Source organism: Actinocorallia lasiicapitis, assembly GCF_054778695.1.
The window spans coordinates 1-13,415 of record NZ_BAAGZI010000036.1; the positions used below are offsets into that span (position 1 = coordinate 1).

The window sequence follows — 13,415 nt, forward strand, 5'->3', positions numbered from 1 at the left end:
CGCGCAGACGCCCGCCGCGGGCTGGTCCGCGGTGCCGGGGCAGGTCGCCGTCACCCCCTCCGAACAGGGGGCGCGTGATCACGCGGATCCGAAGCGGCTGCGGATCCCGTCGCTGGGGATCGACGGTTCGCTGATCCGGCTCGGCACCGACGCGAAGGGCGTCGTGGTCCCGCCGGAGGACGCCGCCCAGGCCGGCTGGTTCGGCGACGGCGCCCAGCCGGGCGATCCGGGCCCCGCGGTGATCGCCGGTCATGTCGACTCCAGGACGGGGCCTGGCGTGTTCGCGAAGCTGGGCAAGGTCGCCGAGGGCGCCGAGATCACGGTCGTCGACGCCAAGGGCGTCGCGGTCGTGTTCACGGTCGACCAGGTCGTCACCTATCCGAAGGACAGGTTCCCCACCGCGGCCGTCTACGGCCCGACCCCGGACGCCCAGCTCCGCCTCGTCACCTGCGGCGGGAGCTTCGACGAGGGCCGCGGACACTACACCGCGAATGTCATCGTCTACGCATCTGTCCGTTAGGTCCCTTTGCAGCGCGGCCTGGGGTCGTTATCTTCTTTCCTGTGGTGGCTCAGGTCGGCCGGCTGGTGGCCGGTCAGTACCGGCTGATGGAGAAGATCGGCCGGGGTGGCTTCGGCGTGGTCTGGCGCGCCCACGATGAGCGCCTGGACCGCGAGGTGGCCGTCAAAGAGCTGTACCTGCCCGCCTATCTGGCCGAGGGGCAGCGGCGCGAACGCCGCACCCGGTCGCTGCGCGAGGCCAGGTCGGCCGCCCGGATCGACCATCGCGGCGCCGTCACCGTGTACGACGTGGTCGAGGAGGACGACTGCCCGTTCATCGTGATGGAGTACCTCGACGGCCGGTCACTGGAGGACGTCGTCAAGCAGGACGGGCCGCTGCCCGTCGAGCAGGTCGCCGAGATCGGGCTGCAGCTCCTGGAGACTCTGCGGGCCGCGCACGCCGCCGGGGTCGTGCACCGCGACGTGAAGCCGTCGAACGTCATCGTCACCGAGAAACGGGCCGTCCTCACCGATTTCGGGATCGCCACCATCGAAGGCGACATCTCCATCACCCAGAGCGGTTTCGTGATGGGTGCCCCCGCCTACTGTTCGCCGGAGCGGGCGAAGGGCGACAAGGCCGGGCCCGCGTCCGATCTGTGGTCGCTCGGCGCGACCCTCTACTACGCCGTCGAGGGGTACCAGCCGTTCCCCGGCACCAACGCCAACCAGGTGTTCCACACGATCCTGACCGCGCCGCACCGGCCGATGACACGTGCCGGGATGCTCGAGCCGCTGCTCGAAGGGCTGCTGAACAAGGACATCGGGCAGCGGCTCACCGCGTCCGACACCGCGCTGCTCCTGGCGGGCGCCACCCAGCCGGCCGGCCGCGGCCAGCTCACGCTGCCGTCGCGCGCGCCGCGCGCCGCGAAGGTGCGGCGGGTGCGGCGCAACCGCTACTTCGTGCCGGTCGTCGCGCTGCTGGTGTTCACCGGCGCCACCCTCGCCTGGGCGAACCGGGACACACCACCCGGCAAGGTGCAGACGACGGCGGAGCAGCCGGCCGTCCCCGAGCAGGTCGACGTGTTGAAGACGGGCGCGAACTCCGTCCAGTCGCTGGCCGTCGGGCCGGACGGGGTGCTCGCCGTCGGGACGGGCGACAAGTCCGTCCAGCTCTGGAATCCGGCGACGCGGCAGCGGATCGCCACGCTGAAGGGGCCGCAGAGCGCGGTGTTCGCGCTGGCGTTCAGCCCGGACGGCCGGTGGCTCGCCGCGGGCGGCTATGACGAGTCGGTGTTCCTGTGGCGGCTGCCCGAGACGGAGTCCGACGCCGAGCCCGCGCACCGGCTAAAGCTGTTCGGCGAGCAGAAGAACTCCTTCGCGTTCTCGCCCGACTCCCGGCAGCTCGTGATCGCCAGCAACGAGCAGATCTCCCGCTGGAAGGTCGGCACCGGCAGGCAGACCGGCACCCTGGCCCGCAAGGACGGCGGCAGCTTCGCCATCGCGTCCGGCGCCGAAGGCGAGCTCGCGCAGGTCAACGTGGACGGCGTGTGGCTGGGCGGCAAGAAGGTCGGGGCTTCGCCCGGCGTCGGTTCGGTGCTCGACTTCAGCCCGGACGGCCGGTGGCTCGCCGCGGGCGGCGAGACCGGCACGATCGCGCTCTGGAAGGACGGCCGTCCCCGCAAGACCCTCAAGGGCACCGGCAAGGCGATCAAGGCGCTGGGCTTCGCGCCCGGCGGCGGGGTGCTGGCCTGCGCGGACGGCAGCACCGTCCGGCTGTGGGGGACGGCCGACTGGTCGGTCCGGCCCGGCGACATCGCCACGTCGGAGCTGGTCAACGCCGTCGCCTTCGCCCCCGGTTCCCTGCTGGCGGCGGGAACCGAGGCCGGTGAGGTCGAGCTCTGGCGGATCTAACGCCCGTTGGAGAAGTGCTGGTAGTCCTTGACGTTCCCGGCCCACGCGCCGCCCCAGTTCCACTTCATGGCGCGGAACGCGCGGACGACGGCGTCGCCCGCGGTGATCACGCCGGGGTCCTTGGCGGAGCGCGTCCGGTAGTACTTGGCGCAGCTCTTGTGCGCGATCTCCCCGCCGCGCACGACGTAGGGGTTCTCGCACGGGTTGAGGTCGACGGCCAGCCCGTAGGCGTGGCGCGACCAGTTCGACGAGCCGGTCGCCGCCCGGCAGTTGAACGCCGAGGTGTTGTCGGCCTCGATGGAGTCGAAGTCGTCGCCCTTGTACTTGTCGACCAGCTCCATCCGGCGGATCGGGTACTTGGTGGCGTAGATCTTCTTGAAGGTCGCGGCGATGTCCTTCGCGACGCTCGCGTTGACGACGAGCTTGCCGCCGTCATGGGTCTTTCCGTCGAATCCCCAGTAGGGCATGGTGATGACGCGGAGGTCTTTCAGGCCCACGGGGCAGCCGGAACGCCACGAATAACGGAGCATCTCGCGGTTCACCGGCCCGATCTCCGCACGGAACGGAAGATCGGTCGCGGTGGGAGAGGGTTCGGGCGAGGGTGACGAGGAGCCGGAGGTCTGCGCCGGTGGCGGCGGCGACGGCGCTGGGTCGGGATCGGATTGGCCACATCCGGCCGACATGGCGAGGGTCAGTGCCGTCAGCGACAGTTTCGCCGCCATGGACCTTGTTTGATGGGTACACGACTCCATCGGACCAGGATCGCGTATGACGGCATCTGAGGAACGGCCGACACTCTCTGACGAGCTGTTCGGCTTGGAGCAGGAAGAGCAGCCCGTGCGGCCCGAGCGGCCCGACACCGGGCTCGGCCTGAGCTGGCCGGACTATCTGGGCCCCGTCCCGTCGTGGGGGGTGCGGATCTCGGCCGGTCTCGGGTTCGCGGTCTACGCGATCATCAATGTGTTCGTCATGTGGGTGCCGCTCCACGACGACCGGGTGTCGGCGGTGCCGCAGGCGGTCGTGCTGCTGGCGGTGGCGTTCGGGCTCGGCTCGCTGCTCGCGTGGCATGTGCGCGGGTTCTGGCGGCCGTTCGGGTTCGGGATGATGGCGGGCTGGCTGGCCCTGACGGCTTTCACCGTCGGCTACGCGACGGGCCTCAGCTGAGCCCGTGGGTCCGTTCGGCGACCGCCGCGAACACCTTCCCGACGACGGCCAGTTCCTCCTCGCTGACCAGGTCGACCAGGTACTCCCTGACGGCCTCCACATGGTCGACGGCGGCCTTCTCCAGCAGGGCGTGGCCGTTCTCGGTGAGGATCGCGTTGATTCCGCGCCGGTCGTCGGCGCAGGGTTCGCGGGAGACGAGGCCCTTGGCCTCCAGCCGTGACGCCGTGTGCGACAGCCGGCTGCGCGACTGGAGCACCTCGTCGGCGAGTTCGGCCATCCGGCGGGTGTGGTTGGGAGCGGCCGACAGCCGGGCCAGGATCTCGTACTCCGGCATGGTCAGCCCGACGGTGGACTTGAGCCTGCGGTCGAGGGAATCCCAGAGCTGGGTGCTGCCTTGGAGGTATGAGCGCCAGTGCTGCTGCTGGGCGTCGTCCAGCCAGCGGGGTTCTCCCATGGTCGGAGTTTACCCGTCAAAAGAATCCACAGGGCGGCAGACAGTCGAGCGAGCCTTACGCTACTGTGTTCGAACAGGTCGAAGGAATGTTCGATGTCCGGTTGGGGGTGAACTTGCCTGTATTGGCGACACGCCGTAGATGTTTCTATGGAAATCTACGGCCACAGCTATACGCCCTCATAGAGTCCGAGAGCGTGGACCCAGTACGCAATCCCTATGCCCCCGGCGCCGGGCAGCGCCCGCCGGAGCTCGCCGGCCGCGACCGTGAGCTCCAGCAGTTCGAGGTCGTGCTCGAACGGGTGGCCCGCGGCCGTCCCGAACGCAGCATGATCATCACCGGGCTGCGCGGGGTCGGCAAGACCGTGCTGCTCAACACCTTCCGTTCGATGGCCATCCAGCGGCTCTGGGGCACCGGCAAGATCGAGGCCCGCCCCGACCAGTCGATCCGGCGGCCGATCGCCGCGGCGCTGCACACCGCGGTGCGGGAGCTCGCGCCCCGGCACCGCGCGCCCGAGCGGATCGAGGAGTTCCTCGGCGTGCTCAAGGCGTTCGCGCAGGCCGGGCAGGAGGGCGCCGGAAGGCAGAAGGCGTCCGTGCACCGCTGGTCGCCGGGGATCGACGTGCCCGCCGCGCGCGGCCGCGCCGACTCGGGCGATCTCGAGATCGATCTGACCGAACTGTTCGTGGACGCCGCGTCCGTCGCGACCGATCTCGGGGTCGGGATCGGGCTGTTCGTCGACGAGATGCAGGACATCCCCGCCGACGACGTGTCCGCGCTGTGCGCCGCCTGCCACGAGCTTTCGCAGACGTCCGGGCCGCTGATCGTGGTCGGGGCCGGGCTGCCGCACCTGCCCGCGGTGCTCAGCGCGTCCAAGTCCTACTCCGAGCGGCTGTTCCGTTACGCGCGGATCGACCGGCTCGACCGCGAGGCCGCCGACCACGCGCTCCTCGCACCCGCCGGGCGCGAGGACGTCACGTTCACCCAGGGCGCCCTCGACGCCCTGTACGACGCCGCCGACGGCTACCCCTACTTCGTCCAGGCGTACGCGAAGGTCGTGTGGGATCTCGCGCCGCAGACCCCGATCACCGAGCACGACATCAAGGTCGCCGCACCCGAAGCCGAGAGCGAACTGGCCGTCGGGTTCTTCGGCAGCAGGTACGAGCGGGCCACCCCGGCCGAACGCGACTACATGCGGGCGATGGCCGTGCTCGGCGACGATCCCGTCCTCACCTCGTCGGTGGCCGAGGAGCTGGGGCGCAAGCCGTCCAGCCTCTCCCCGGCCCGCGACGGACTGATCAAGAAAGGCCTCATCTACAGCGCGGAACGCGGTCTGGTGGCGTTCACGGTGCCCCACTTCGGGAAGTTCCTGCGCGCCCAGCCCGAGTGACGATCCTTTTATTCAGGTCTCTAGCAAGAAAGCTAGAGATCGTTATACGAGTACATAAGCTGGGTTGGGGCCTGTCTCGGTGGCGTCCGAGACCTCCTCCACCAGCCGTACCCGCACCTCGCGGTCCGCGCCGAGCGACACCGCGAACACCAGCTCGCCGTCCGGCACCTCGAACACCACGAACCGCCAGCACAGCTCCCGCCACACCTCGGCCGGCTCCCCCAGCTCCGCGCCGTGCACCCGCCACGGCTCGCTCGCCCTGAGCACGTCCATCGTTGTCTTCAGCGGCACCTCGCGCCGGTCGCACGGGATCCGCGTCCGCTTCAGCAGCGCCACCGGCTCCGGCGAGATCGCCAGCAGCAGCACCAGCTCCGCCACGAAGAACAGGCCCCGCCAGCCGAACGACTCGGCGGCCACCGCGACGCCCGAAGACCGCACCCCCAGCGCCCCCGCCGCCGTGACGGTCAGCAGCCCGGTCCGCAGGACCGTCCGGCGGCCGATCACCGTCGAGCTGATCGCACCGAAACAGCCGCACCCCTCCGACGGCCGCCGCGTGCGCAACTCCCCCAGCATCCAGGTCGCCGCGACCAGGATCATCACCGTCACCAGCCGCACCGCCGGATGGCCCGACACCAGCAGCAGCACGCACAGCACCGCCTCCAGCCCCGCCCACGCCAACTGCGGCCGGTCCCGCGGCGACAGCGCCTTGCCCACGCACGCCAGCAGGAACACCGCCAGCAGCAGCAGCACCTGCGCCTCGCACAGCGCGTTCCAGCTCGGGAAGGCCATCACTCACTCACCGCCAAGGTGACGTTGAAGCAACCGTTCTCCAGATCGCCGCCCAGATCCACGAAGCTGGCCGGGGTCAGCTCCACGATCCGGCCGCGCGGCGACGTCCCGCACTCCACACACCGGTCGCAGAACCGGGCCGCGTTGCAGCCGCACTCCAGGACCATCACATCGGACGCGCGCCGGCTGCAGTCGTTGCGGACCTTCACTCCGCTGCCCACCGACAGATAGGGGAGCGGGGCGCACGGGTCGGGGGCGTCGGGGCAGCCGCCGGCGTCGCCTTCGCGGTCCAGGCGAGGGTAGGCGGCGCCGCGGCCCGCACCGGAGAACCAGGTGGCCGTCCCGCTGATCACCGCGCCGCCGGGACGCGGCGCGGGGCGCGCGACGTCGCTCGGCTGCGCAGAACCCGGCTTGACCGCGACGACACCGTGCGACGTCCGCCGGCCGATCACGTCGAACAGTTCGCCCGGGGCCATCCGCGGATGGCGGACTAGGATCTGGCTCTGGGTCTGCTTGGGGATGATCACATGGGTGCGCCGCCGGTGCGGGCCCTGATCCACCTCGACCACGCCCTTGCCCGTCGTGACGATCCGGCCCGAGACCCGGACGATGTCCACCCAGATGCGGTCCGCGCCCAGGCCGTCGACGGTGGGGCGGACGACGACGTCGCGGCCGGTCACCAGCTCGTTCAGCCCGGCGCGTCCGCCGTACCAGACCTTCGTCTGCAACGACATCGGCACCCGCAGCTCCAGCACCCCGTGCCGGAGCACCAGCAGGTGCGGGCTCGCGTCGACGATCCGTCCCTCCACGGCGCGCAACGGCGGTTCCCCCGGCGACAACATGCGTTCGGGGGAGGCGCCCAGCACAGCCGACCGCAGTCGGCGGCGACGTAGCATCAACTCTCCCGTCGTCGGATTGCACACCGCTTGTCAAGAGTTACAGTGACCCACCCTCGAAGCGCTGTCGACCAATTTGTCCATAACTGCTGGTATCGCGGAGTGGATTTACCCCACTCGGTAGAACATCCCACCACCCGGTTGAACCGAAAATAGGGTCCAAGTGAAGCCGTAATTACGGTCCCCGTGCCAAAGTACCGATCATTCACAAGATCTCGGGTCGGGGGTCGGGAGTGGGCGAAACCGCGCACGCGGAGTTCTCCGCCTATGTGGCGATCCGCGGCCCCGCACTGCTGCGTGCGGCCACCCTCCTCGCCGGCGACCGCGCCGACGCCGAAGACCTCCTCCAGGCCGCCCTCACCAAGACCTACCTCGCCTGGGACCGCATCCACGACCACCGCGCCCTCGACGGCTACGTCCGCCGCGCCATGGTCAACACCCAGATCTCCTGGTGGCGCCGGAGAAAACTCGAGATCTACCCCACCGACGCCCTGCCCGACCAGCCCGTCGACGACCACACCCAGCGCAGCGCGCTCAACGACGCCCTCACCCGCGCCCTCGACCGGCTCCCCGACCGGCAGCGCACCGCCGTCGTCCTGCGCTACTACGAAGACCTCTCCGAAGCGGAGATCGCGGAACGGCTCGGTGTCACCGTCGGCACCGTCAAGTCGACCGTGTCCCGTGCCGTCGCGAAGCTCCGCGACGACACCGACCTCGGCCGCGACTTCCCGGCTCCCCGCCCGGCCACTACTGTTCACCCACCCGTCCAGGACCACCCCCACCAGGAGCCCCCCTCATGCGCCTGCTCCCCACCCTGATCGCCACCGCACTCCTCCTCGCGACGGCCTGCTCCACGAGTAAGGGCCCCGACCGGCAGGCCTCCTGCACCGAGATCACCGAAGCGATCACCGCGCTCGGCACCGACCCGCTCGTCCAGACGGCGTCCGGCACCGCCAACGTCCAGCAGTTCGCCGACACCTACACCAAGACCGCCACCCGGATCCGCACGGCCGCCGCGTCCGCCGACGACCCGGCCGTCAAGTCCGCCGCCACCGAGATCGCCGACGCCCTCGACCTCCTCACCAAGGCCGTCACCTCCCCCACCCCCTCAGGCCCCGACGGCCTGACCGCCAGCACCCGCCTCGCCACCGCCGCCGACACCTTCCAGAAGACCTGCACCCCGCCCACCCCCTGACCTGGTCGGACGCCGTCCACGCCCACCCCGGGGATTTGGCTTTGCCGCATCCGCCCAAGCCCTGTAACCTGAGGTCCGTCCCGTAGGGACTCTGGAGGATTCGCCTAGTACGGTCTATGGCGCCGCACTGCTAATGCGGTTTGGTGGCAACACCATCGCGAGTTCAAATCTCGCATCCTCCGCACGCTGATCAGGGAGTCCGTCCGAATGGGCGGACTCCCTGATCATTTCAGGGGCGCTGCTTCGGGCCCATGTCTGCCCCAACGGTGCCCCCTCTGCGGCCATCGGGTGCAGCCGACCCCCAGGCCCCCAGGAGCGCCCGTGAAAGTGGGGCGGATCCCCAGGGACCAAAATCGCCACACATCTTCGTAGGACGTTCGAGCCGCACATCCCTCCGCTGGACAGACCAGCATTCACAGAGCATCTCGACGAGACCAAACAGGCTTAACGGGCGACACGACCTCGTCCACAGCATCTGGCCGGTATCGCCCGAAGGGAATGAACCCATCACATACTTCGGGACCCCCCGCCTAAGCATGCCGTCCCAGCAGACCCGCAAGAGATCGCACACCTCCGGGGCGAGGCGCGCGCCGTCAGCCCCGCTCCCGGAGTGCATTCAGGTGGTGTCGACCCGGATCGCCGCGACACCGCTGGCGTGGTCGACGTCCGGCGCGGGCGAGTCCATGACCATCGTGTGGACTTCCGGAAGATCGACATCGCTACCTCACAGGGAGTTCAGGGCAGGCGCACGCGTACGCCACGTACTGGTGGGGGCCGACGCGGGCGGACGTCCACCCCGCGTCAAGGACCGCCAGGGCGGCCACGAAGCCGGGGTCACGGATCACCGCGTGATCGGCGGCCAGAATCAGGCGGAGCGCGGTCAACGCGTCGGCTCGGCTGTACCGCCTGGCGCTGTCGCGTCGCGGCGCCGACACGTGCCAGTGCGTGGCCGGGGTCGGGAACGGCGCCACCTCTAGCTGTCCGTGCGGTGGTTGTCCTCCTGCGCGTTCAGTCGGGCGACGAGGTCATCCCGGCTGTCTTCCATCAGGGTGTTCCCCCTGCTCTCGCTCACGTCGTAGATCTCGACCGTGACCCGTCGGGTAGCCATCCATGACCCGCCGGAGGCCCGCCAGATCCTCCAGGCAGGCCAGTCCTTCTGAACGGCCGCAATCTCGTCCTGCTGCTGTTCCGTGTTCGCGTACACCGTTGCGACCCCGTTTCTTCAGTCCGTTTGGTCGGAACAAGTTGACCGCCTGCGAACTGTGGCCAGCGAGGCCGATACTGACCGAGAGAACCCGGAGACTTCCGTCTCCGGGTGCCGGGGTCAACGCGAAGGTGCACGCACATGACCACCAGCTCAGCCCGCCCGGCATGGGCGCAACGCATCCAGACCGAACGCGAACGTCGCGGCTGGTCCAAACCGAAGATGGCGCGGGAACTGCTACGCGGATCGGGGATCCAGCGGAAGGACACGACGTCGCTGACCAGGCAGATCCTGTCCTGGGAGACCGGCGAGCACTTTCCCCGGGACTGGTCGGCTGCCTACGCCGCCGCGTTCGAGGTCAACGAGGCGGACCTGTTCCACAACGCCATCAGGCCGGACGTCGATGAGACGCGTCGACACCTACTCGCCTGTCTCGGGGTTCTCGGGGCTGAGCGATCCCTTCACGCCGAAGCACTTGACCCGATCCGCCGCGCCGTGGCCGGGGCACTGGGCACCGACCACTCCGTCGAGGACTGGGAAGAGATCGCCTTCGAGTACGGGCATGCCTTCCTCACCCGCCCGCCCGCCGAGCTGCTGTCCGACCTCGCCGCCGACCTGGCCGGCCTGCACGACGCGCTCCAAGCCGCTCGCACCGACGGGATCCGGCGCGGCCTCGCCGCCCCTGCTGGCAAGCTCTCCGCACTCATGGCCATGACCACGTCGGCGATGGGCGACAACCGGCACGCCCGCGACTGGTGGGCCACCGCCAGGCACGCCGCTGACGCCTCGTCAGACCTTGACCTGCAGGTGTGGGTCCGCGGCTACGAAGCGATGAACGCCTTGTACGCGCAACGCCCCCTCGTAGTGGTGCTGCGCCGAGCAGACGAGGCCATCGCCCTGGGCGCAGGCAGCAGCGTCTCCGTGATGGAAGCGCTCGCTGCCCGAGCCCAGGCACTCGCCGTCCAAGGTCGCGAAAGCGACGCCGAGTCCGCCCTCGACGCCCTTAAGACCAGGTTCGGGCGCGTTCGGGAAGGTACCGCTGAGGACCGCCTAGCCACTGACGTGTGGCCCGAGACGGCCCTCACCCACACCATCGCCTACGTCCACACCCGCACCGGGAACACCGCCGAAGCGAGTCACGCCCAAGATCAGGCCCTTGCCCTATACCCCCGAGCGATGCGGCGCCAGCGGGCGCAGATCGACCTGCTCCGCGCCCAGTCCCTCGTGATCGACGGGCACGTCACCGAAGGCGTCCAGCACGCGGAGCAAGCCATCACCAGACTTGCCCCCGACCAGCGCACGAACGCCATCATGAGGGGGGCGCACCTGGTCCTCGAAGCGATGCCGGATAGCGTCAGCGCCACCCCGACAGCCATCGGGTACAGGGACCTCCTCGCCCTCGACACCACGAGATGACCGTGCTCCACCACCACGATCGCAAGGCAGCGCAGCTGCTCATCGACGACCTCGCGGATGTGTATGAGCAGGTGTACGCCGAGCCCCCGTACAGCTCCGCTCCCAAGTACAGCCGCGACCGGTTCGTCAGCCGCTTCCGGAATCAGATCCTCAGCCCCGGCTTCGCCCTCGTCACCGTCGAGGAGAACGCCGCCCTCGCCGGATTCGCCACCGGCTTCGCTCTCGACGCCGGAAGCTGGTGGGCCAACACCACCCCACCACCGCAACCCCTTGCCGACAGTGACGTCTTCGCCATCGTCGAACTGATCCTGCTCCCCGGACATCGCGGGCACGGCAAGGGCAAAGCACTCCTCGACGAGCTCCTCGCCGGACGGCCCGAACCGTACGCCACCCTCGCGGCCGTCCTCGACGCTCCGGCATACGAGAAGTACCTCCGCTGGGGATGGGTCAAGGTCGGCGAGTTCCGAGCAGAGCCGCCCTACTCCGACGCCCTCGCCTTCCGGCTCACGCCAGACGCGCCGGCCTTTTGCCCCGCAACCTGAGAGACGCGTGCACCCAAACACCCGACGCCCTGCCGCTCCCCGTGAACGGCGGGGCATCTTGCCGCCCAGCGATGGCACCGCGCTGACACCAATGGGACCGCCTGGCATGTGGTCGTTGAGCGGCGAGGGAGCAAGCTCGGCGGGCGGGGTCGGTCGGGATTGTACGAGGGTGAACGGTCTGCTAACGCGGTTTGGTGGCAACACCATCGCGAGTTCAAATCTCCCATCCTCCGCACCTGGTCATTTTTCGGCGTTGGTTGCGGTTACCGATTCTGGGTGCCCCAGAGGGCAGAACCGAGGCGGTTCCCCGCGTCCTGGACGAGCTGTGAGGAGGTCGCGGTGTAGCGCTCAGGATCGCTGACCAGACCACCGTGACGTCATCGGGAACGCTGAGTCCGGCTGGCGCCCCGACGACCGGAGGAAGCGATGGGTGCAAGGCTCACCGCCCGCAGCGCGTTCGGTCCACGCCACTCCCGGCCTCGGACAGGTCTGCTCGCTGCCATCTCCCGGACGCAGGACGAGACGGATCGGGGTTGCGGTGGCCTTAGCCCATACCGCGCTGGCTGCGGCCCGTTTGGTGATCGGTTTTCAGGCGACTTTGCCGGGTCCCTGGGCCAACAGCGCCGACGAATGGCCCACCACCGGCTACAACACGGTCGGCCCCGCCTCCTGGCTGCACACGTGGACACGGCCTTCCAGGCATCCCCTCAGCCCGGGGAACTCTCCAAACTGGACGCACTGATCGCGCTCCTTCGGTAGACGAGCCGCGGCATCGAGAACGCCTCGTCCCGTCTCCATCCGCCGAAGTCCGGAACGGGCAGCGACGGACGGGACAGGTCATGCCGAGAGATAACCAGTTGTCCTCAGCTGGAAGTGATGCGCGCCTTGTCGAAGACGGTGTTGCAAGCCGAACACTTCAACCGGTTGGTACTCACTGGCTGGACGGTGTGGGTCTCGCAGAGCGGACAACGGTGGCCCTTGGCCATATTCATCTCCCTAGCTCGGGTGCGCTCGAGACGGCGGGAAAACCCTGAGCGAGCGCTTCTGGCAATGATTAGAGCATGATCCACCCAGAAGTGGCCCTCTAACTGGGGATTCGCGCCGACAAGAATCTAATCGCCAAAGATTGTCTCGATTCGCTACACAGCGTTACCAACAACGCGGCTCCGCTGGGCCCGGTGACAGCGGCTCTACCTCTGCGGGCCTGCGCCGCCCGCTGCGACTCATGGCAGCTCACGGGGCGCTGCTGCCAGGTCGCGCGCCACACCAGGGTGGCAGTCATCGTGAAGGCTGAGTTCGTTGGTCATGGGAGGAGCGGGGGAAATTTGCGGGGCGAGTCGCTCGTGCTGCGCCCTGCCCGGGCGATGCCGGGCCTGTCGCAGTTTCCTCGCCGCAGTCTCCGAGGTACAGAACAAGCTGGTCTGGGGTCGCGGTGACCTGCGCCCACACCGCTCCGGCTGCTGCCCGTTGGGTGATCGGCTTCTACGACGCCTTGTCCACCCACACCCAAACCGAGAGACCGACAGCGGCATTGGTGCCGCCCGGCGGTGCGGTCTGGGGTGTGGGGAGCCGAGGGACTCAGCAGTTTGAGCGCCTATTGCAGCAGTTTCGCGGGGAGGCGGTGCACAGGTGCGGCAGCGGCAGTCCTTCTTCTAGCGAGCTCAGTGCAGAGCTTGCCAGCGGCTTCGGCCACAGCGGGGTCGATCGATGCCCGTCGGAGTCCTTGGGGGTTTGCCCGGGTCCGTGCCTGGTGAGGTGGCCGGGCACACGTAGATCTGGATCCCGTTGTCCGCGGTCTAGTAGCAGTTGGCGTCTGCCGCAGCGACCGGACTCGCGCCCGTCATGGCCAGGACTCCGAGCGCAGCGATTAACGCCGGTTCTGTCGGGCCACGGAGACCGGAGACTAGCACCGACACCCAGGCATTTTGTCAGTGGGATGGGGAAGTATGTTCGACGGA

The 13,415-nt window shown here is 69.0% G+C and carries 14 protein-coding genes and 1 tRNA gene; 9 read left to right on the forward strand and 6 right to left on the reverse strand.

The genetic code is table 11. The annotated features are described in order from the left end of the window. Together ACYVE7_RS06985 and ACYVE7_RS06990 are read left to right on the forward strand one after the other, a co-directional pair. Positions 1-520: class F sortase (locus ACYVE7_RS06985; protein WP_460363730.1), on the forward strand; the 520-nt coding region annotated here is incomplete at its 5' end. A 41-nt stretch (positions 521-561) separates the two neighbouring features. Further along, entirely contained in the window at positions 562-2,409 is a 1,848-nt protein-coding gene (locus tag ACYVE7_RS06990; RefSeq protein ID WP_460363731.1) for a WD40 repeat domain-containing serine/threonine protein kinase, read from the forward strand. Here the strand turns inward: ACYVE7_RS06990 and ACYVE7_RS06995 are convergent. After that, positions 2,406-3,131: a M15 family metallopeptidase gene (locus tag ACYVE7_RS06995; protein ID WP_460363732.1), complete on the reverse strand. Its 726-nt coding sequence runs from the start codon at positions 3,129-3,131 to the stop codon at positions 2,406-2,408. The genes ACYVE7_RS06990 and ACYVE7_RS06995 overlap by 4 nt on opposite strands. 46 nt (positions 3,132-3,177) lie before the next feature. Here ACYVE7_RS06995 and ACYVE7_RS07000 point away from each other — a divergent pair, with 46 nt between their 5' ends. Next, positions 3,178-3,573: a hypothetical protein gene (locus ACYVE7_RS07000; protein ID WP_460363733.1), complete on the forward strand. Its 396-nt coding sequence runs from the start codon at positions 3,178-3,180 to the stop codon at positions 3,571-3,573. On the opposite strand, the gene ACYVE7_RS07005 is transcribed toward ACYVE7_RS07000, so the two are convergent. After that, positions 3,566-4,027: a MarR family winged helix-turn-helix transcriptional regulator gene (locus tag ACYVE7_RS07005; RefSeq protein WP_460363734.1), complete on the reverse strand. Its 462-nt coding sequence runs from the start codon at positions 4,025-4,027 to the stop codon at positions 3,566-3,568. The genes ACYVE7_RS07000 and ACYVE7_RS07005 overlap by 8 nt on opposite strands. Before the next feature lie 194 nt (positions 4,028-4,221). Between ACYVE7_RS07005 and ACYVE7_RS07010 the strand changes: the two genes are divergently transcribed. Beyond that, on the forward strand, positions 4,222-5,415 hold the full coding sequence (locus ACYVE7_RS07010; RefSeq protein WP_460363735.1) for an AAA family ATPase: 1,194 nt from the start codon (positions 4,222-4,224) through the stop codon (positions 5,413-5,415). Positions 5,416-5,457: 42 nt separating this feature from the next. Here ACYVE7_RS07010 and ACYVE7_RS07015 read toward each other — a convergent pair whose 3' ends face one another. Both ACYVE7_RS07015 and ACYVE7_RS07020 read right to left on the reverse strand, forming a co-directional pair. Then, a complete protein-coding gene (locus tag ACYVE7_RS07015; RefSeq protein WP_460363736.1) occupies positions 5,458-6,204 on the reverse strand; it encodes a MauE/DoxX family redox-associated membrane protein in 747 nt (248 codons plus the stop codon). Beyond that, positions 6,204-7,013, reverse strand: coding sequence for a hypothetical protein (locus ACYVE7_RS07020; protein ID WP_460363755.1), 810 nt, complete (start codon positions 7,011-7,013; stop codon positions 6,204-6,206). The genes ACYVE7_RS07015 and ACYVE7_RS07020 overlap by 1 nt, the downstream gene beginning before the upstream one ends. Positions 7,014-7,333: 320 nt before the next feature. Here ACYVE7_RS07020 and ACYVE7_RS07025 point away from each other — a divergent pair, with 320 nt between their 5' ends. The 3 genes from ACYVE7_RS07025 to ACYVE7_RS07035 all read left to right on the forward strand — a co-directional run bounded on the left by ACYVE7_RS07025 (position 7,334) and on the right by ACYVE7_RS07035 (position 8,477). Further along, complete coding sequence (locus ACYVE7_RS07025; RefSeq protein WP_460363737.1) at positions 7,334-7,918, forward strand: SigE family RNA polymerase sigma factor; 585 nt, start codon at positions 7,334-7,336, stop codon at positions 7,916-7,918. Further along, on the forward strand, positions 7,897-8,295 hold the full coding sequence (locus ACYVE7_RS07030) for a hypothetical protein (protein ID WP_460363738.1): 399 nt from the start codon (positions 7,897-7,899) through the stop codon (positions 8,293-8,295). The genes ACYVE7_RS07025 and ACYVE7_RS07030 overlap by 22 nt, the downstream gene beginning before the upstream one ends. Before the next feature lie 93 nt (positions 8,296-8,388). Next, positions 8,389-8,477: transfer RNA gene (locus tag ACYVE7_RS07035), tRNA-Ser, on the forward strand. A gap of 537 nt (positions 8,478-9,014) precedes the next feature. Here ACYVE7_RS07035 and ACYVE7_RS07040 read toward each other — a convergent pair. Next, the gene (locus tag ACYVE7_RS07040) at positions 9,015-9,266 is read right to left on the reverse strand and encodes a hypothetical protein (RefSeq protein ID WP_460363036.1); all 252 of its coding nucleotides are present in this window, start codon (positions 9,264-9,266) and stop codon (positions 9,015-9,017) included. Positions 9,267-9,268: 2 nt separating this feature from the next. Further along, the gene (locus ACYVE7_RS07045; protein WP_460363739.1) at positions 9,269-9,499 is read right to left on the reverse strand and encodes a hypothetical protein; all 231 of its coding nucleotides are present in this window, start codon (positions 9,497-9,499) and stop codon (positions 9,269-9,271) included. A 141-nt stretch (positions 9,500-9,640) separates the two neighbouring features. Between ACYVE7_RS07045 and ACYVE7_RS07050 the strand changes: the two genes are divergently transcribed. Next, a complete protein-coding gene (locus tag ACYVE7_RS07050; protein ID WP_460363740.1) occupies positions 9,641-10,915 on the forward strand; it encodes a hypothetical protein in 1,275 nt (424 codons plus the stop codon). Next, a complete protein-coding gene (locus ACYVE7_RS07055; protein WP_460363742.1) occupies positions 10,912-11,457 on the forward strand; it encodes a GNAT family N-acetyltransferase in 546 nt (181 codons plus the stop codon). Before ACYVE7_RS07050 ends, ACYVE7_RS07055 begins: the two co-directional genes overlap by 4 nt. Positions 11,458-13,415: the final 1,958 nt, after the last annotated feature.

Coding starts and splice junctions, on each gene's coding strand:
- ACYVE7_RS06995 (WP_460363732.1), bottom strand. CDS start 3,131: ATGGCGGCGAAACTGTCGCTGACGGCACTGACCCTCGCCATGTCGGCC.
- ACYVE7_RS07015 (WP_460363736.1), bottom strand. CDS start 6,204: ATGGCCTTCCCGAGCTGGAACGCGCTGTGCGAGGCGCAGGTGCTGCTG.
- ACYVE7_RS07050 (WP_460363740.1), top strand. CDS start 9,641: ATGACCACCAGCTCAGCCCGCCCGGCATGGGCGCAACGCATCCAGACC.
- ACYVE7_RS07055 (WP_460363742.1), top strand. CDS start 10,912: ATGACCGTGCTCCACCACCACGATCGCAAGGCAGCGCAGCTGCTCATC.
- ACYVE7_RS07030 (WP_460363738.1), top strand. CDS start 7,897: ATGCGCCTGCTCCCCACCCTGATCGCCACCGCACTCCTCCTCGCGACG.
- ACYVE7_RS07005 (WP_460363734.1), bottom strand. CDS start 4,027: ATGGGAGAACCCCGCTGGCTGGACGACGCCCAGCAGCAGCACTGGCGC.
- ACYVE7_RS07000 (WP_460363733.1), top strand. CDS start 3,178: ATGACGGCATCTGAGGAACGGCCGACACTCTCTGACGAGCTGTTCGGC.